This window comes from Nonomuraea aurantiaca (genome assembly GCF_020215705.1).
GTDB lineage: Bacteria > Actinomycetota > Actinomycetes > Streptosporangiales > Streptosporangiaceae > Nonomuraea > Nonomuraea aurantiaca.
On sequence record NZ_JAIWNB010000032.1, the window covers coordinates 22278 to 39093 of the forward strand.

Annotated in this window: 18 protein-coding genes and 1 tRNA gene; 12 read left to right on the forward strand and 7 right to left on the reverse strand. The window is 69.6% G+C overall.

The genetic code is table 11. From position 1 onward, the window contains the following. Window positions 1-20 precede the first annotated feature (20 nt). Window positions 21-569, reverse strand: coding sequence for a Pycsar system effector family protein (locus LDL49_RS46430; protein ID WP_225301342.1), 549 nt, complete (start codon window positions 567-569; stop codon window positions 21-23). Window positions 570-905: 336 nt separating this feature from the next. On the opposite strand from LDL49_RS46430, the gene LDL49_RS46435 reads away from it, so the two are divergent. The 4 genes from LDL49_RS46435 to LDL49_RS46450 are packed head-to-tail and all read left to right on the forward strand — an operon-like array spanning window position 906 to window position 4702. Further along, a complete protein-coding gene (locus LDL49_RS46435) occupies window positions 906-3296 on the forward strand; it encodes a sensor histidine kinase (protein ID WP_225301343.1) in 2391 nt (796 codons plus the stop codon). Beyond that, a complete protein-coding gene (locus LDL49_RS46440) occupies window positions 3293-3724 on the forward strand; it encodes a roadblock/LC7 domain-containing protein (protein WP_225301344.1) in 432 nt (143 codons plus the stop codon). Before LDL49_RS46435 ends, LDL49_RS46440 begins: the two co-directional genes overlap by 4 nt. Continuing rightward, entirely contained in the window at window positions 3721-4122 is a 402-nt protein-coding gene (locus tag LDL49_RS46445; RefSeq protein WP_225301345.1) for a DUF742 domain-containing protein, read from the forward strand. Before LDL49_RS46440 ends, LDL49_RS46445 begins: the two co-directional genes overlap by 4 nt. Continuing rightward, window positions 4103-4702, forward strand: a complete 600-nt coding sequence (locus tag LDL49_RS46450) for a GTP-binding protein (RefSeq protein WP_225301346.1) — start codon at window positions 4103-4105, stop codon at window positions 4700-4702. The genes LDL49_RS46445 and LDL49_RS46450 overlap by 20 nt, the downstream gene beginning before the upstream one ends. Here the strand turns inward: LDL49_RS46450 and LDL49_RS46455 are convergent. From LDL49_RS46455 to LDL49_RS46475, 5 genes are all read right to left on the reverse strand, one after another. Further along, window positions 4687-5724 (reverse strand): hypothetical protein, encoded by a 1038-nt coding sequence (locus tag LDL49_RS46455; protein WP_225301347.1) that lies wholly within the window; start codon window positions 5722-5724, stop codon window positions 4687-4689. The two genes, LDL49_RS46450 and LDL49_RS46455, sit on opposite strands and share 16 nt — an antisense overlap. Beyond that, window positions 5721-7262, reverse strand: coding sequence for a hypothetical protein (locus LDL49_RS46460; RefSeq protein WP_225301348.1), 1542 nt, complete (start codon window positions 7260-7262; stop codon window positions 5721-5723). The genes LDL49_RS46455 and LDL49_RS46460 overlap by 4 nt, the downstream gene beginning before the upstream one ends. A gap of 246 nt (window positions 7263-7508) precedes the next feature. After that, complete coding sequence (locus tag LDL49_RS46465; protein ID WP_225301349.1) at window positions 7509-8450, reverse strand: DUF3800 domain-containing protein; 942 nt, start codon at window positions 8448-8450, stop codon at window positions 7509-7511. A 53-nt stretch (window positions 8451-8503) separates the two neighbouring features. After that, window positions 8504-9289, reverse strand: coding sequence for an SDR family oxidoreductase (locus tag LDL49_RS46470; protein ID WP_225301350.1), 786 nt, complete (start codon window positions 9287-9289; stop codon window positions 8504-8506). A 42-nt stretch (window positions 9290-9331) separates the two neighbouring features. Then, entirely contained in the window at window positions 9332-9904 is a 573-nt protein-coding gene (locus LDL49_RS46475) for a TetR/AcrR family transcriptional regulator (RefSeq protein ID WP_225301351.1), read from the reverse strand. A 164-nt stretch (window positions 9905-10068) separates the two neighbouring features. Between LDL49_RS46475 and LDL49_RS46480 the strand changes: the two genes are divergently transcribed. From LDL49_RS46480 to LDL49_RS46505, 6 genes are read left to right on the forward strand one after another with little or no spacing between them, the layout of a single operon-like run. Beyond that, a complete protein-coding gene (locus LDL49_RS46480) occupies window positions 10069-11808 on the forward strand; it encodes an MDR family MFS transporter (protein ID WP_372470670.1) in 1740 nt (579 codons plus the stop codon). Further along, window positions 11805-12230: a hypothetical protein gene (locus LDL49_RS46485; RefSeq protein ID WP_225301353.1), complete on the forward strand. Its 426-nt coding sequence runs from the start codon at window positions 11805-11807 to the stop codon at window positions 12228-12230. Before LDL49_RS46480 ends, LDL49_RS46485 begins: the two co-directional genes overlap by 4 nt. Continuing rightward, window positions 12227-12466, forward strand: coding sequence for a hypothetical protein (locus LDL49_RS46490; protein ID WP_225301354.1), 240 nt, complete (start codon window positions 12227-12229; stop codon window positions 12464-12466). The genes LDL49_RS46485 and LDL49_RS46490 overlap by 4 nt, the downstream gene beginning before the upstream one ends. Before the next feature lie 41 nt (window positions 12467-12507). Continuing rightward, on the forward strand, window positions 12508-12966 hold the full coding sequence (locus LDL49_RS46495) for a universal stress protein (RefSeq protein WP_225301355.1): 459 nt from the start codon (window positions 12508-12510) through the stop codon (window positions 12964-12966). Between the two features lie 47 nt (window positions 12967-13013). After that, window positions 13014-13772 (forward strand): M15 family metallopeptidase, encoded by a 759-nt coding sequence (locus LDL49_RS46500; protein ID WP_225301356.1) that lies wholly within the window; start codon window positions 13014-13016, stop codon window positions 13770-13772. Between the two features lie 26 nt (window positions 13773-13798). Next, window positions 13799-14653 carry an NUDIX hydrolase gene (locus tag LDL49_RS46505; protein ID WP_225301357.1) on the forward strand — a complete coding sequence of 285 codons (855 nt, stop codon included), beginning with the start codon at window positions 13799-13801 and terminating at the stop codon, window positions 14651-14653. Between the two features lie 19 nt (window positions 14654-14672). On the opposite strand, the gene LDL49_RS46510 is transcribed toward LDL49_RS46505, so the two are convergent. Beyond that, window positions 14673-15026 (reverse strand): STAS domain-containing protein, encoded by a 354-nt coding sequence (locus LDL49_RS46510; protein ID WP_225301358.1) that lies wholly within the window; start codon window positions 15024-15026, stop codon window positions 14673-14675. Between the two features lie 24 nt (window positions 15027-15050). Here LDL49_RS46510 and LDL49_RS46515 point away from each other — a divergent pair. Together LDL49_RS46515 and LDL49_RS46520 are read left to right on the forward strand one after the other, a co-directional pair. Next, window positions 15051-15140, forward strand: a tRNA-Ser gene (locus LDL49_RS46515). Between the two features lie 172 nt (window positions 15141-15312). Then, window positions 15313-16800: an AAA family ATPase gene (locus LDL49_RS46520; protein WP_225301359.1), complete on the forward strand. Its 1488-nt coding sequence runs from the start codon at window positions 15313-15315 to the stop codon at window positions 16798-16800. Window positions 16801-16816: the final 16 nt, after the last annotated feature.

Consider the following 16816-nt stretch of genomic DNA (forward strand, 5'->3'; position numbering starts at 1 on the left):
GCAACCGAGCCTGAACCGTGTCAGAGCAGGCGCTCCAGGAAGACCATGATCGTCATGACCATGATGCCGGTGACGATCAGGTTGACGGCCCAGCGCAGATTGCGGTGTTTGGTGCGCGCGATCCGCGCGATCCGCAGGGCGTCGGTAGCCAGGAACAGCTCATAGTCCCTTGTCTCGATGTTCATCCGCTCGATCAGGGCTTCGGGCGTGGGCTCCTCGGCGTAGAGGAGGATCCGCTGGCCGCCCTGTTTGGGCGATGGCGGGCGGATGGTGACCAGGATCAGCAGGACCGCCGCGGACAGCAGGACCAACGCCAGGATGACGCCGAAGCGCCCGATCCCCGGGAATCGGGCCGGGCCGGTGAGGATGAGGGTGACCATCACGCCGTAGGCGACACCTGCCCAGGACAGCAGGAGGCCGGCTCTCTTCTCACTGGCGCTGATCAGCTCGGCGCGGGCCGCGGTGGTGGCGGCGTCGAGCCGATCCCTGAGGAACGGGGACATGGACGCGTGCTGCGCACCGCTGTCCTCTCCGGAGTGGCCGCCGGATGTAGCCGGTTCGTGGTTCATGGTGGGCGGGTCCCTTCCGTCCGGATCGTGGGCCTATGGGGTTGACCAGCGAGGCAGTCGACGCTTGAGACGTAGACGGGTGTGAGGCGATTACCTTCGACTGTAGGCGTGCGGCTTGGACAGGAACCGATGCACCCGGACATGTCGCCTTGAGGATCGCCCTCCACTGCGGCAGGGCCGGGGAAGTGGGGGGCTTTCGACGCCAACTGCCCTATGGCTACTATCAGGCCACTAATCGCCTACTTTGGCGATTTTTGCGATAGACGCACCGATCGGCGAGGAGAGTGCCCGCACGTGGCTGGTTTGGGCAGGATCGGGCGGCGACGGACCGGAACCGTGGGCGATGGGGACGGGTCACCGGAGTCGACCACTGGCCGGCCGCGGCGACTGCGCGGTGCCCGCCGGCTGCCCCTGCGTACCGTACTGATCATTGTGGTCTTCGTGCCGAGCATGACCTTCGCCCCGGTGCTGGCTTCGGGGATGTACCAGCTGTTCAAGCAGTGGCAGTCGGAGAAGGCCCAGATGGATCTGGCCACCACGACCGCCGGCAGGCCCGCGGCCAACCTGTTCTTCAGCCTTGGGCAGGAGCGGCTGCTCACCGCGGAGGCGCAGGCCGATCCGCGGGGCGCCGCCCGCGACAAGCTGGCCAAGCAACGCGTGCTGACCGACCAGACGGTGAAGGCCTTCCGTCCGCTGGCGACCCTGGACACCAGCCACGGACAGGAGGGGATCACCGCGGCCGTCGCCCGCATCGAACGGGGCCTCGACCTCCTCGACCAGCAGCGCCGGGCGGTGGACGCGGGTTGGTCCAGCGAGCAGAAGGCGTTCGACTACTACACCGGCGTCCTTGAGTCAGACCTCAGGCTGTTGACCGTCCTCAGCCATACCGAGCACGGCGAGGTGAACACCAAGGCGCAGACGCTGGTCGACCTCTTCTGGGTCCTCGACATGCTCGGCCGCGAAGACGCCATTCTGGCCCGTGGCTGGGAGAAGGGGCGCCTGACGGCGGAGGAACACGACCTGGTCGCCGACGCCATCGGCACCAAGGAGCACCTCCTGCAGTCCCGGGTGGCCCCCAGCCTCCTGGACAACGAGAGCCAGTACGAAAAGCTGACGGCCGGCAAGGCGTGGCAGACCATGGTCGCTCTGGAGGAGCGGCTGGTCACCGCCGGGACCGGCGAGAGCAGCCAGGTGGCGCTCCGCGAGGTCGGCGCGTCGTGGCGCTCCTCGGTGGACGCGATCACCCCGCAGCTGGTGGAACTCCTGCGCGTCCGGCTCACGAACGTCGCCACGATCGGCTACACCCACGCCGCCACCCTGTTCATCATCTTCCTCAGCGTCAGCGCCGTGGGCGTGCTCGCCTTGGGCCTGGTCGTCTTCACCAGCTGGCGCCTCACCAGCATCCTTCGCCGGCGCATCCTCCATCTCCGCGAGGACGCCCAGGAGCTCCAGGAGCGGCTGCCCGACGTGGTCGCCCGGCTGGAGCGCGGCGAGGAGGTCGACGTGGACGCGGAAGTGCAGATGGTCGAGCCCACCCCCGACGAGCTCGGCGAGCTCGGGCAGGCCCTCAATCTGGCCCGCCGCAGCGCGGTCTACACCGCCGTACGGCAGGCCGAACAGCACCGTGGCTTCCAGCGCATGCTCCAGCGCATCGCCCGCCGTACCCAGATCCTCATCGGCCTTCAGCTGAAGAAGCTGGACGAGCTGGAACGCAAGCACGAGGACCCCGAGGTGCTGGAGGGCCTGTTCGACCTCGACCACCTCACCGCCCGGCTGCGCCGCTACGAGGAGAACCTGGTGATCCTCGGCGGCGGTCAGCCGCAGCGCCGCTGGCGCAAGCCGGTACGCCTGCTCGACGTCCTGCGCGCCGCCCAGGGCGAGGTTCAGGACTACCGGCGGATCTCGATCGAGGTCGAGGGCGATCCCTGGGTGGCAGAGCGGGCGGTGGGACCGCTGGTCCACGTCCTGGCGGAGCTGATGGAGAACGCCACCGCCTTCTCCAAGCCGATGACCCCCGTCGAAGTACGGGCCGCGCTGGTCAGCCGGGGCCTCGCCGTGGAGATCGAGGACCGCGGGCTGGGCATGGAACCCGCGCAGTACGCCGCCGCCAACGCCCTGCTGAAGTCGCCGCCGCAGCTCGACGTGATGACCCACGCCGACGATGTGCGTCTCGGCCTGTACGTGGTCGCTCGGCTCGCCATGAGCCTCGGACTCCAGGTGGAGCTGCGGCCGTCCGCCTTCGGCGGCACCCGGGTCATCGTGCTGCTCCCGGAACCGCTCGTGGTGGACCGCCCCCGCGCGGTGCCCGGACCGACCGCGCTTCCCAGGGAGGTCCCCACCCGCCCCCGGGAAGTCCCGCCCCGCGAGGACGACGCGCCGCTGCCGACCCGCTCCAGGGGACGCGCGATGGCCTACGTCACAGCACCCGAGACAGCACCAGATACAGCACCGGATCGAGACGACACGCCGCCGTCCGCCGAGCGTCCGCCGCTGCCCCAGCGGGTGCGCCAGGCCAACCTGGTCACCGAGTTGAAGGCCCCGGCCGACAGGGATGAAGATACCGACCAGGAAACCTGGGCAGTACGCGACCAGCCCAGCCGATCCAGTGCCACGATCGGTGCGTTCCAGAGGCAGTCCCGCCGGCGCCGGACCGGTGACGACGCCTTCCAGCCCCGGCCGGACGGACCCCCCGAGCCCGGCTCTCCTACGACGGAAGACCGAAGATGACGCAGCGAACCACCGCCACCGACGCAGACCTGGACTGGCTCCTGGACGGCCTGGTCAATCAGGTCGCGGGTACGCGGCACGCCATCGTGCTGTCCGACGACGGCCTGGTGGTCAGCCGCTCGCGGACCATCGAGCGCTCGGACGCCGAACGCCTCGCCGCGATCGCCACCGGCCAGCAGAGCCTGGCTCGCGGTGTCGGACAGCTCTTCAGCGGCGGCCCGGTCCACCAGGTCATCATCGAGATGGCCGACCTGTGGCTGTTCGTCACAGCGGCGGGCCGCGGCACCCATCTGGCCGTGGTCGCCTCCCAGGAGGTCGACGCGGAGCTGATGAGCGTCGCGATGCACACCCTGGTCCAGCAGGTCGGCCAGAAGCTGGGAACCGACACGCGCGCCCCGGAAGCCGATGACGCGGGGAGACACGGATGAGGCACTGGACGGAGAGCTTCGACGACGATGCCGCCGACGAGCCCCTTGTCCGTCCCTATACGATCACCGGCGGACGTACCACCCCCGAGCGGGACGACCTTACGCTGATCACCCTGGTGACGGCGCTGTCCGAGGCGGCCTCTTCGGAGACCGGCCACGGCATGCGGAGAATGCAGCCGGAGCACCGCACCATCCTCGCGCTGTGCACGCGGCCCCTGGCGGTGGCCGAAGTCGCCTCCGCGCTGAACCTCCCGGTGTCAGTGACCAAGATTCTCATCGGCGACCTGATCGAGGCCGGTCAGCTGCGGGCCCGGCCGCCGCTGGCCTTCGCGCAGGCGGGCGGCCTGCCCGGTATGACAATCCTTGAGGCGGTGCGGGATGGGCTACGCAATCTCTGACCAGAAGGACGCCGCTCCTCTGGCAGTGAAGATCCTTATCGCCGGTGGTTTCGGCGTCGGCAAGACCACCCTGGTCGGCGCGGTGAGCGAGGTCGCCCCCCTGCGTACCGAGGAGTACCTGACCCATGCCAGCGTCGGCGTCGACGATCTGGAAGGGGTGGGCGGGAAGACCACCACCACCGTCGCCCTGGATTTCGGGCGCATCACCATCAACCGCGAGATCGTGCTCTACCTGTTCGGCACGCCCGGGCAGGAACGCTTCTGGTTCATGTGGAACGACCTCGTCAACGGCGCGATGGGCGCCGTCGTCCTGGTCGACACCCGCCGGCTGGAGGTGAGCTTCGCCTCGATCGACTTCTTCGAGAGCCGCGGCATCCCCTTCATCGTCGGCGTCAACTGCTTCCACGGTGTCAAGGACCGGACGCAGGAGGAGATCCGCAAGGCCCTCGATCTCGATCCGCAGGTGCCGCTGGTGCTGTGTGACGCCCGCGACCGGGCGGCGGGCCGCGATGTGCTGCTGGCGCTCGTCGAGCACCTGATGGCCACGCAGGCCCGCGCCACAGCTCACCCCGTGGGCTGACCCGGCCGCCACGTCGTGGACAGCAGGCTGGGCACGGCACCGTTCTGGGCGCTTACGACGACGAGGGTCGGTGCGTTCGTGGGCGCCGGGAGCCGGAGTTCGGTGATGGCGCCGCTCGTGGACTGCGTCGGCGCCGCCGACTCGCCGTCCTGAAAGCTCACGATCTGCCGTACGGTCGGCGCGGCCGCTTTGAGCGCCCAGCCGTTACCCCCGGGCCTGGCCTTCCGGATCAGTGCGCGAAGTCGCCGGCCGGCGGTGCCGCCCGCCCGGCCGCTGAGGCGAATGGTCAGCTCGCCTCCCGAGCCGAAGACGCCCGGTGGTACGGGGTTGACGATGAACAGGCCGGAGCGGAGTGAGCGGGTGCCCTGGCGGCCGGCGAAGCCACCGCAGCTGATCAGGGACGAGGTCTCGCTGCGTACGCCATCCCGCGTCTGCTCGGCGGCGGCCGTGGTCTGCTCGCCAGCCGGACTCACGATGAAGTCCACGCTGTCGATGCGCAGCCCGGCCACGCCGTCAGGCATGACGGATCCCGCCACGGTTTCGCGGAGTACGCCGGAGATGCCGCGCCCCTCCATGATGTCCAGCGCCTCGACGCAGATCAGGCCGTCGTCCGGCATCTCCTCGGGCAGCAGGTCGAAGACGGCCACGCTCTTCTTGAGGTGGCCGCCGCCCTTCAGCAGCACGCATTGGCGCAACCGCCCCTGGGAGCGGATCTGGATGAGCCGCGGCAGGCCTTTGACGGCCTCCGCCGGCTGCTCCGGCTCCCCCTCATGCCAGCCGCGTACCGAGCCGGCGTCCACCGACAGCGACACCGTCACCCGCAGCCGGCGGCCCGCGGCGGCCACCTTGAAGCCGGCCAGTCCCGAGCGCTCGAACCGGCCCACGATCTGTACGCCGCGATGCATCTGGTCGGCCACCTGCAGCGCCGCGTCGTGGCCGCTGATGATCCCGATCGGCGCCTCTGCGGGGACGGCGAGCCGGTCGAAGTCGGTGCCGGTGCCCTCGGTCAGCAAGTCACTCATGACGCGCTCCTCGAAGCCGTCAGGGCCGTGGTGAGGCCGTGGGGATCCCGGAAGTCGAACCGGCACAGCAGCGGGTCGCGCCGCTCCCACATCCTGCGTACCGCGCAGTGGAGCGGGTCGCCGTCGCGCTCCACGTGCCTCAGGCCGGCGACGAGCGTACGCAGGTACTCGTTGCCCTGCCCGACCTCCCAGTGCGGCACCACCGGCGAGGGCACGTCCGCCCCGCTGCGGTAGAGCCACAGCCACAGCCGGGCCCGCTCCCGCTGCTCGGTCCCCAAGATGGACTCCCCCTTCGCGTGCTTGGCGACGGCCTCGCCGAGCACCCGCCAATAGTCGTCCCGCGTACGGGCGACGTGGGACACGCCGCATTCGCTCCACTCGGACCAACCGGCCTGGATGACGGGGATGCCGAAGGCGGGCAGCTCGTTGGAGACGCTCCCGCGCACGGTCACCCCCACGTCGGTCATGCTCCACAGCGCGTTCTTCGACAGCGCCAGGCTGCGCATGAAGGCCATGTGCTCGTGCGCTGAATGGCGGGCCGCCACCGCCGCGAAATGGCCGGTCGTGTCATACCGGAACTGGCTCGGATGATCCAGGAAGAGCCAGCTCACGCGGTCGTTCGTGGCGGCGAAATCCGCGGTCTCCTCGAACCAGCGCGCCAGATCGTCGAACAGCTCCCGGTTGGCGCCGACAGCGTCGGAGACGGCATGGTGGAAGACCGTGAAGACCGGCCGGTCCGGGTCGATCCTGAGGCGTTCGCAGGCGTGCTGGCGGAGCTGGCGGCGTTCCGTCTCGGTGCGCACCTCGAAGTCGCTCACGTTTCCGGCCCGCCACCAGCTCGGCCGGCCCAGGTTGACCTTCGCCCGCCAGGCCACGAGCTCCGCGTTCGGCTTGATGAGGTCCCGGTACGGCCAGACGTACTCCTCGAAGAACTCGCCGATCTGGCAGGTCAGCTCCTCCCGGAAGGTGCCGAGCCCCCTGCGCCGCTCCGGGAAGAGCGCGTAGGCCTTCAGGGTCCCGGTGCTCTGTACGTGCACGACCGGGATCTCCCGGCGCATGGCCGTGTCGACCGCCAGCCCCCACTGGTCGTAGTCGACATGGCTGGTGACCAGCGCGGCGAGCGACCGCTCCGCGAACAGCTGGTCATAGACGGCGGAGAAGGCCCTGACACGGCCGCGCCGCGACTGATGCCAGGCGTCTTCGCTGTCCGGCAGCCGCGGCACCCGGCCCAGCCGGATCAGCGTCGCCTTCTCCACGGCGGTCAGCGTCGCGGAGTCGGTCTCCTCCGCCGGGCCGTCACCTCGGTCGGCCAGCCGGCGATCCACGAGGCCGTGCACGTCGAGCACCTCGGTGGCACCGAACGCCTCGGCCAGCCGCCGGACCCGCTGAATGTCGAACTCCTGCCAAAGCGTCTCGCGCCAGTCCGGGTCCGTGCCGGTGAGCACGACCAGCCGGGCGGACAACAGGTCACAGAGCGCGTTCGCCACCAGCAGGTTGCGCACGATGACCCTGATGTCCTCATGGAACGCCTCCGCCACGACCACTGGCCTGCTGTCATCCCGAGGAGGGCGATGTCCCCCATACGCCCTCGCAGCGATGAGCAGACGATCGAACTGCTCGCCATCCCCGACTAGGTTCATGCTCTCCCCGACCCCGACCCGTACCCGTCGCCCGATCAGCACGGCCGCGTCGACCCTGCCAGACCGGACAACCGCGCGGCCCGGCCTTTGCCCCTGGATCACGTGATCCTTGCCGCGAAATGGTTCCGCGCCGCCGGCATGGTCTCAGGAGCGGTCGCCCGGCCCGAGCAGGGACCAGCTTCGGTCGTCTCCCCAGATGGAGAACGCGTCCACGTACGGCCGTAGCAGGGCTGTGAGCTCCGCGTCGCCTTGGCCGGTGAGCTCGTCCTCCGCTATCTTCCGCGCCGTTCCGGCGAGAAGGTCGGCCACCTGGACGCGCGGGTCCAGGCGCGAGTCGACGAGCCGCAGGCCGGCGAGTCGGCCCTGCGCGGAATGCGCCTCCTCCAGCTCGTCGATGCGGGCCTGCGTGAGGAGGGTCTGCCGGTCGTGCACGACCGAGACGGGTCTTCCGGTTTCGGCCCAGTAGACGATGGCCTGGCTGATGGCCGGGAACAGCGGGTTCAGCGTGGGCGACCGCTCTCGGAAAGCCTCCACCTCGGATCTGGACTCCCAGAGCAGGTCCATGATTTCGCCGGCCCGGCTTCGTGGGGTCGCGTGGCGAAAGGCGTCGACCATGGCGAACACCGATTCGACGGAAACTCTTGGGGCCCGGCCGTTCTTGGCGCGCATCAGGTCGTTGAAGGAGTCCAGGAAGGCGTTCCATCTGTCGGGGCCGAACGTCTGCCCGCCCTCTCGGTAGAGGATGCCGGCCATGGCTTGGCGGTTTTGTACGGCGAGCAGGTCAGTGAGCCTGGTCATCGCGAAGAAGGTCTTGTCGATGAGATAGACGTGGGCATTGCCGTGGAGCGGCGACGATGGGCCGAGCAGCCACTTGAGGGCGTTCAGGTGTTTCTTTCGGCGGATGACGCCGGACTTGTACTCCGTGGTGGGAGAGGGGGCTCTGCTCCGTACTTGCTGGATGCAGTCCGCCGCCGATTCGACGTCCAGTCGTACGCTCGCGTGGGCGAATACGGCGGTATTTCCGCCAATGAGCTTCTCCCCTTCTGAGCCGGACTCGTCACAGGCGATTTCGAAGGGTTGTGCCACGGTCAAGTCTCTCAAATCGCCGATTACGCCTTCAACGGGATTTCGGACCAGGTTCAGAGGTCGGGCAGCCCGAGGTCGAGGTTGGGCTGGTCGATGCCGCCGTCGACCTCCAGCACCTTCCCGGTCAGGTAGCGCCCGGCCGGCGACACCAGGTAGAGCACCGTGGCCGCCACGTCCTCCGGCTCGCCGATCCGCTTCAACGGGGTGGCCCGCTCCATCTGGGTACGCAGGTTCTCGTCGGTCAGGACGATGTCGAGGGCCGAGGTGGCGACCGCGCCGACGGCGATCGCGTTGACCCGCACCTTGGGCGCCAGGTCGCGCGCGGCCAGCCGCGTGTAGTGCGTGAGTGCCGCCTTGGCGCTGCCGTACGCCAGATAACCCCGGCCCGCCGTCCGGCCAACGGCGGAGGAGATGTTCACGACCGAGCCGCCGGTCTCCAGCAGGTGCGGTACGGCCGCCCGCGTCAGCTCGTGCGCGATCCCGACATTGAACTGGAACGCGTTCTCAAGATGCTTCCGGGTGGTGTCGAGGAAGGCACGGGGCATCGCTCCGCCCACGTTGTTGACGATCGCGTCCAGGCGGCCGAAGGCGTCGGCGGCCTGCTCCGCGAGCCGCTCCATGGCGCCCGGCACGCTCAGGTCGGCGGGCACGATCAGCGCCCGTCTGCCCGCCTCCTCGATCTGAGCTGCGACGGCGCGCAGCTGCTCCTCCGTACGGGCGGAGATCGCCACATCAGCGCCCGCCTGGGCGAGGGCGATCGCGGTCGCCGCGCCGATGCCCCGGCCGGCGCCGGTGACGATCGCGGCGTGGCCGGTGACGCGGAAGCGGTCCAGGATCATGCCATGACCCTATGGGCGAAGTGAAACCTGTTTCAATACGGGCTAGGGACGGGTCTCCAGACCCAGGCAGAGTTCGAACACCGCCGTGAGCCGGTCGACGTCGGCGGGTGACGGCGTCTCGGGGCCGATGAGGCGGCGGACCGAACCGATGCCCAGGAAGACCGCCGTCGCCATCCGGGCCCGCACATGCGCGTCCGGGCCGCCCAGGAGTGCCGCGATGGGCTCCAGCACGACGGTGTGCAGGCGCTCGCGTACGAGGGCCTGGATCTCGGGGTCGCCCGCCGACCGTTCGAGCGAGCGCAGGATGGGGGTCTCCGGGTCGTGGCTCATGCGTTCGGCGGCGTACTCGGCCAGCCGCCTGGGCAGGCCCGCCCGGTCGCCCTCGACCACGGCGCGGACCGTCGGCTCGCCCGCCAGCACCTCGCCGAACAGGCCCGACTTGGAGCCGAAGTAGCGGCCCACCAGGGCGATGTTGGCGTCCGCCGCCGAGGCGATCATGCGGACCGTCACCTGCTCATAGCCGTATTCGCCGAACAGCATGCGCGCCGCCTCCAGCAGCCGCTGGCGGGTGGCCGCGCGATCTCGCGGCCGGGCGTCAGTCACCTGCGCTTCCATGCCCGAACTCTACTCAGGGGACCCCACTTGCCGCGCGGCTAGTAAACGAGCGTATACTCGCCGAGGAGAAAACGGTAAGAAGGGGATGTGGTGTCTTGGTAGCCCAGACACAGGCCGCGGCCCCCGCGAGGCGGCATTACACCCACCGCGAAATCCTCGAGGTCATGTCCGGGCTCATGCTCGCCATGCTCACCTCGATGATCTCGACGTCGGTGGTTGGCACGGCACTGCCGACGATCGTGGGAGAACTCGGCGGCCAGGACCAGTATTCGTGGGTGGCGTCGGCGACCATGCTGACGATGACGGTCTCGACGCCGTTGTGGGGCAAGCTGTCCGACCTGTGGGGCCGGAAGCTGCTGTTCCAGAGCGCCTTGGGACTGTTCGTCGCGGCGTCGCTCGTGGCCGGTCTGTCGCAGAACATCGGGCAGCTCATCGCGGCGCGCGCCATCCAAGGTCTGGGCGTGGGCGGTCTGTCGGCCCTCGCCCAGGTGATCCTCGGCGACATCGTGTCGCCGCGGGAGCGCGGCCGCTACTCGGGGTACATGGGGGCCGTCTTCGGCATCTCCACGGTCGCGGGGCCGCTGCTCGGCGGGTTCATCGTGGACACCGACTGGCTCGGCTGGCGGTGGTGCTTCTACGTGGTCGTCCCGTTCGCGGTGATCGCGTTCGCGGTGATCCAGCGGGTGCTGAAGCTGCCCAAGGTCCGGCGCAACACCTCCATCGACATCTGGGGCGCCACCACCATCACGGCCAGCGCGAGCGGGTTGATGCTGCTGCTGACGCTGGGCGGCACGGAGTTCGAGTGGAACTCCTTCTGGACGTATGCCCTTGGGGCGTTCAGCCTGCTCATGCTGGCGCTGGCGGTGCTCTCAGAGCGCACGGCCCGGAACCCGATCCTGCCGCCCAGGCTGTTCAGGAACCCGACGTTCGTGCTGACCAGCATCGCCTCGCTGTTCGTCGGCATGGCGATGTTCGGCGCGATGATCTACCTGCCGCAGTATCTGCAGATCGTCAAGGGGCTGAGCCCCACCGAGTCGGGGCTGATGACGCTGCCCATGGTGGTGGCGTTGTTCCTGGCCGGTGTGATCTCCGGGAAGATCGTCACCCAGACCGGCCGATGGAAGATCTTCCCGGTGGCGGGCCTGCTGATCGTGGCCGTGGGACTGTTCCTGCTGTCGCGGCTGCACGTGGAGTCGAGCCAGTGGCTCATCGGGTTCGACGTGGGCGTGCTGGGCGTCGGGCTCGGCCTGTCGATGCAGATGCTCATCCTGGCCGCGCAGAACGGCTCCGAGCTGCGGGACATGGCCTCCACCACGGCGGGCGTCTCCTTCTTCCGCTCACTCGGCGGCGCCGTGGGCGTGGCCGCGTTCGGCGCGATCCTCACCAACCGCCTCAAGAACGAGATGGCCGACATGCTGCGGGCCGCGCACATCGCGCTGCCCGGCGGCTCTTCCCCCAAGCTGGGCAGCCCCAGCTCCATCCAGGCGCTGCCCGGGCCGATCAAGCACATCGTGCTCGAGGCCTTCACCCGCGGCCTGGAGACCGTCTTCATCGTCGGCGTGCCGATCGCGCTGCTCGGCTTCGTGGCGACGCTCTTCCTCAAGGAGCTGCCGCTCAGAGGCGGCGCCGCGCCCGCGCCGCCGGAGCCCAAGCCGCTCAGCAAGGACGACCTGGTCCTGGCCGGGCTGCTGCTCGAGCTCATCGCCCAGCGGATCGAGCGGGTCACCGACCAGCCGTCCGCGCTGCTGTCCGCGGTCGCCAGGATGGCGCCGCCCGATGACCGTACAGAACGGGAGCGCGCCCGATCGGTCGCGCAGAGCGTGCTGCGTCCCACCTCGCGCGCGCTGATCGCGCAGGCCGCGCCGCCGCGGAAAGACCTCGTCACAGGAGGAGTGTCATCATGATTCGCAAGTTCGTGGGCGCCGTCGCGGCTGCCCTGGCCCTCATGGCCGGGCTCTGGCTGATGATCGCCCCGTTCGCCCTCGGCACCCAGCCGGAGAACGCCGACTGGACCGACCCGACCACATCCGAGTTCTTCACCGGCCTGGGTGTCGCCGTCGTCGGGCTCATCGGCGTGGCCGCCTTCGCCGCGGCCATCCACGAGGAGCTCGTCGTGCGCGGACTGGTGGCCGTACGGCAGAAGCCCGCGGAGCCGGAGCCCGAGCCGGTGGCGGCCGCGCCTCAGGCTTCGTCCGCGGAGCTGGCGAGCCTGCTCGCCCCGCTGGTCGAGGCGCTGCGTGAGGACCTGAACACCGCCGGACGCGGCGGCGGCGAGCACCGCCAGAACGGCAAGACCGCCCTGGTAGGAGTGGAGGACAACCGATGAAGGCCAAACTGGGCGTGTCCGCCCTCATTCTGCTGTTCCTGGCCGGCGTGTGGCTGATCGCGGCGCCGTTCGCGGTGGGCTACCAGCCCAGAGGCGCGGTCTACGCCGACGCGACGGTCAACGACCTGTGGGTCGGCGGCGCGCTGGCCGGCCTCTCGTTCGTCGCCCTCGTGATCTACGCGGCCGACGCGCTGCGCGAGCTCGCCGGCCGCGGCAAGCACGTCGCCGACAGCTGACGTGCGAGGCATGCCGTGTTCGGCGAGAGCACAGACGACCGGTGGGAGCCCCTGTAGGCAGGCTCCCCAGCGGGCAGTTCGAGATCGGCAAGGACGGCACCGGGCTGCTGGTGGTCGGCTTCGACGGATCGGGCCCGAGCCGCAACGCGCTCGCGTACGCGGCCGGGCTCGCCCGGCGGGACAACGCCGCCTTGCTCGTCGCATTCGTGGAGACGCTCACCAGCGCCACGTTGTGGTTCTTCGCGGGCGCGCCGATCATCCCCGACTCGGCCGGGGACCTGGCGGAGGACCTGCGGACGGAGCTGAGCGGGGTCGGGGTTCCGTGGCGGTTCGTCTCGGTACGCGGAGACACCGCGCGGGAGTTGGAGACGCTCGCCGCCTCCTGCATGGCCGACGCCATCGTGGTGGGCCGGTCCCGCTCCCCGTGGCACACCTTCGGCGGCTCGGTGGCCGTGGGGCTGGCCAAGCGGGCTCGCCGTACCGTGCTGATCGTGCCCTGACCTGCGATAATGCCCTGATCTCGTAGGACGTCGCGTAGGGTGGCCGCATGAAACGTACTGCCGCTGCCTTTGTGGTGTTCGCGTCAGTTTCGTGCGGCGGGCAGGCGCCGGTCGCCTCGCAGGCGCAGCCCCAGCAGCCCCCGGCCGACGCGCAGGCCGCCCGGGCTCAGACCCAGCCGCCCGTGCCCGCGACGCCCACCCCGAAGGCGAGGACCGCCTCGCCCAAGCCCGCGGAGCCGCCCAAGTTCGGTGCCAAGGTCACCAAGGTCTCCCGCAGCCGGCTGCCCTACTCGTGGAAGCCCGGCTGCCCGGTCTCCTACCAGGACCTGCGCCTGATCACGATGACCTACTGGGGCTTCGACGACAAGCCGCACACCGGCGAGCTGGTCGTGCGCAAGACGGTCACCGGCGACGTCGTCAAGGTCTTCGGGAAGCTGTACACCATGCGCTACCCGATCAAGCAGATGCGGCTCGTCGACGTCTACAAGGGCGACGACTACGACTCCATCGACGCCGACAACACCTCGGCCTTCAACTGCCGCGCGGCCACTGGGTCCAGCAACTGGTCCAACCACGCCTACGGCGAGGCGATCGACCTCAACCCGCGCGAGAACCCGTACGTCACCGCGAGTGGCGGCACCGCCCATCCGAACGCCAAGAAGTTCGCCAAGCGCCCCGCGAAGGGCAAAGGCGTGATCAACTCCGGCGACCGGGTCGTCCGGGCCTTCGCCTCGGTGGGCTGGGGCTGGGGCGGCGAGTGGTCGGGCACCAGGGACTACCAGCACTTCAGCCGTAACGGCCGATGAGGGCATCGGCCTGACAGAATCAAGTCATGGCGGCTAAGGACGGCGACGGTTGGACCCAGTGCGCCCGGGGGCACCGGCACTGGGGGCTGCACGGGGCTTCGGGGCTCCTGGCCGTACACCATGACGAGCACGGCGTTCCGTACGTGCTCATGCAGAAGCGCTCATGGTGGAGCCACCACGGCGGCACGTGGGGGCTGCCGGGCGGCGCGCGCGACAGCCACGAGGACGCCGTGGCGACCGCGCTGCGCGAGGCGCACGAAGAGGCGTCCGTAGTCGGCGACGGCCTGCGTGTGCAGGGCGTCTACCTGGACGATCACGGCGGGTGGGCGTTCGAGACCGTGATCGCCGAGTCGGCCGAGCTGCTGGCGGCGGCACCCGCCAACAGCGAGAGCACCGAGCTGCGCTGGGTGCCGCTGCCCGAGATCCCGGGCAGGAAGCTGCACCCCGGCTTCGCCGAGTCGTGGGACAAGATCCAGCCGGAGCTCACCCCCGAGACGCTGGTGCTCGACGTCGCGAACATCGTCGGCGCCCGAGCCGAGCACGGCTGGTGGAAGGACCGGCTCGGCGCGGCGACGCGGCTGCTGACCGAGGTGGCCACGCTGCGGCTGCGGCATCCGGTGCTCGCGCAGTGGTACCCACGGATCGTGGCGGTCGTGGAGGGCGCCGCGAAGAAGGCGCCGGACGTGCCCGGCATCGAGGTGGTGGCGGCGACGGACAGCGGCGACGACGCGATCGTGGACGTCGTACGACGGGCGCGGCCGTGGGAGCGGGTGGTCGTGGTGACGGCGGACAGGGGGCTCAAGGAGCGCGTCGGCAACCTGGGAGCCAGGACCGTGGGCCCGAAGTGGCTGCTGTCACAACTGGACGCCCAGGACGCCTGACCCGGTCGGGCCCGGTCGGTCACTTCTGGGCGACCAGGACGCTGTCGAAGACGGCCTTCAGGCCGGTCACGTCGAGCACCCGGCGCAGCACCCCCTGCACGCCCGTGAGCCCGAGCGAGCCGCCGCGCTCGCCGACCTCGCGCTGGTGCTCGACCAGCACCCACAAGCCGCTGGAGTCGCAGAACGCCAGCCCGGCCGTGTCGATGACGATCGAGACATGGCCGGCGGCGATCAGCTCGCTGAGGACCTTCTTGAGCCGGGGCGCGGTGAGCTTGTCGAGGTCACCGTCGAGGCGCACGCTCGCGGTGCCCTCGGCTCGGTCCACCTCAACGCTGAGATCCGCCACCTCCCGAACGTACACCGCCGTCACCACAGCCGCTATGGTGGTGTGCGCACTGGAGGGTTCGCATAGTGGACGAGTGCAGCCGCCTTGAAAGCGGCCAGGTCAGCGATGGCCTCGTGGGTTCGAATCCCACACCCTCCGCCACGCTTGAGGGCAGGTCCGGCTAGCCCAGACGCGAGTGACAGGGCGATGGCAGAATGTGACCATGCGGCCACCCCGAGCGAGATCTTTCAACACCGCGGGCCCCTGCGACCCGCGACGCCACTACATGCTGCCCCCCACGCCACGGCTCCCCGGGGCACGGGTACTCATCGAGATGGATCGCTATTTCGTGCTGCACGCGCCCCGGCAGACCGGGAAGACGACCGCGCTGCGCACCCTGGCCTCCGAGCTGACCGCCGAAGGTGACATCGCCGCTCTGATGCTCTCCTGCGAGCGCGCCAAATCGGCCGGTGACGACTACGCCGCCGCGGAGTCACTTCTGCTGGATTCCCTCCGTGAGGCTGCCGAGTGGTCGGGATGGCCAGACGAGCTGCTGCCTCCGGATCCCTGGCCGCAAGTCACGCCGGGCAGCCGGTTCGGTTCGGCGCTGACCGAGTGGTGCCACCGCTGCCCGCGCCGGGTGGTGCTGTTCCTCGACGAGATCGACGCCGTGCAGGGCAACAGCCTGGTCAGCATCCTCAGCCAGCTCCGCGACGGTCACAACGCGCGGCCGGGAGGCCGTCCGTTCCCCGTCTCCGTGGTGCTGTGCGGGTTGCGTGACCTGCGTGACTACAAGGTCGCCTCGGGCGGCGAACCCGGCCGGTCCAACCCGGCCAGCCCGTTCAACATCGTCACCGAGTCCCTGCGCCTGGGCGACTTCAGCGCCGACCAGATCGCCGAGCTGTACGACCAGCACACACGGGCGACCGGCCAGGAGTTCACCAAGGACGCGGTGGACCGGGTCTTCGAGCTGACCCAGGGACAACCGTGGCTGGTCAACGCCCTCGCCAATGAGATCACCATCCAGATGAAAGTGACCAGTGCCATCACTGCCGGTCAGGTCGAAGATGCCAAGGAGCGGCTGATCCGGAAGCGCGCCACTCACCTGGACGCCCTCGTGGCGCGGCTGCACGAACCCCGGGTGGAACGAGTGATCGAACCGATCGTGGCGGGAACGTGGCCAGGCATGGACACTTCTTTCGACGATGACGTCTCCTACGTCCATGACCTGGGTCTCATCCGAGGAGCCAGGGAACTGGAGATCGCCAACCCGATTTACCGAGAAGTCCTGCTACGGGTCCTGGGCGCTCGCACGGAGCGGTTCGTGAAGGCCGATCCGCACAGCTTCGTGCTGCCGGACGGCCGTTTCGATCTGCCGCGCCTGCTGGAGGAGTTCGTCGTGTTCTGGCGTGAGCACGGCGAGGTGCTCATCCGGCAAGAGGGCTACCACGAGGCCGCCTGCCAGATCATCCTCATGGCGTTCCTGCACCGGCTGGTGAACGGCGGAGGTCAACTCGACCGGGAGTACGCCGCGGGCACCAAGCGCCTGGACGTACTGGTCCGCTGGCCCTACACCGGCCCCGAAGGCGAACGGCAGGTGCAACGGGAGGCCATGGAGCTGAAGGTCTGGCGAGCAGGCGAGAACGACCCGATGCCCGACGGCCTCGCGCAACTCGACCGGTATCTGGACCGCCTCACCCTCTCCACCGGCGTGCTGGTGATCTTCGACCGGCGCCCCGAAGCCCCACCCTGGAAGGAACGAGGCGGATTCGAGCAGGCGACCACACCGTCCGGCCGCCAGGTCACCGTTCTGCGCGTGTGACGGACGGCGGCCGGCC

Bases quoted from the DNA above. Each gene is read 5' to 3' on its own strand.
- LDL49_RS46475 (WP_225301351.1), bottom strand. From the start codon at position 9,904: ATGGAAGCGCAGGTGACTGACGCCCGGCCGCGAGATCGCGCGGCCACC.
- LDL49_RS46480 (WP_372470670.1), top strand. From the start codon at position 10,069: ATGTCCGGGCTCATGCTCGCCATGCTCACCTCGATGATCTCGACGTCG.
- LDL49_RS46485 (WP_225301353.1), top strand. From the start codon at position 11,805: ATGATTCGCAAGTTCGTGGGCGCCGTCGCGGCTGCCCTGGCCCTCATG.
- LDL49_RS46470 (WP_225301350.1), bottom strand. From the start codon at position 9,289: ATGATCCTGGACCGCTTCCGCGTCACCGGCCACGCCGCGATCGTCACC.
- LDL49_RS46440 (WP_225301344.1), top strand. From the start codon at position 3,293: ATGACGCAGCGAACCACCGCCACCGACGCAGACCTGGACTGGCTCCTG.
- LDL49_RS46450 (WP_225301346.1), top strand. From the start codon at position 4,103: ATGGGCTACGCAATCTCTGACCAGAAGGACGCCGCTCCTCTGGCAGTG.
- LDL49_RS46505 (WP_225301357.1), top strand. From the start codon at position 13,799: ATGGCGGCTAAGGACGGCGACGGTTGGACCCAGTGCGCCCGGGGGCAC.
- LDL49_RS46490 (WP_225301354.1), top strand. From the start codon at position 12,227: ATGAAGGCCAAACTGGGCGTGTCCGCCCTCATTCTGCTGTTCCTGGCC.
- LDL49_RS46455 (WP_225301347.1), bottom strand. From the start codon at position 5,724: ATGAGTGACTTGCTGACCGAGGGCACCGGCACCGACTTCGACCGGCTC.
- LDL49_RS46520 (WP_225301359.1), top strand. From the start codon at position 15,313: ATGGATCGCTATTTCGTGCTGCACGCGCCCCGGCAGACCGGGAAGACG.
- LDL49_RS46430 (WP_225301342.1), bottom strand. From the start codon at position 569: ATGAACCACGAACCGGCTACATCCGGCGGCCACTCCGGAGAGGACAGC.
- LDL49_RS46445 (WP_225301345.1), top strand. From the start codon at position 3,721: ATGAGGCACTGGACGGAGAGCTTCGACGACGATGCCGCCGACGAGCCC.
- LDL49_RS46500 (WP_225301356.1), top strand. From the start codon at position 13,014: ATGAAACGTACTGCCGCTGCCTTTGTGGTGTTCGCGTCAGTTTCGTGC.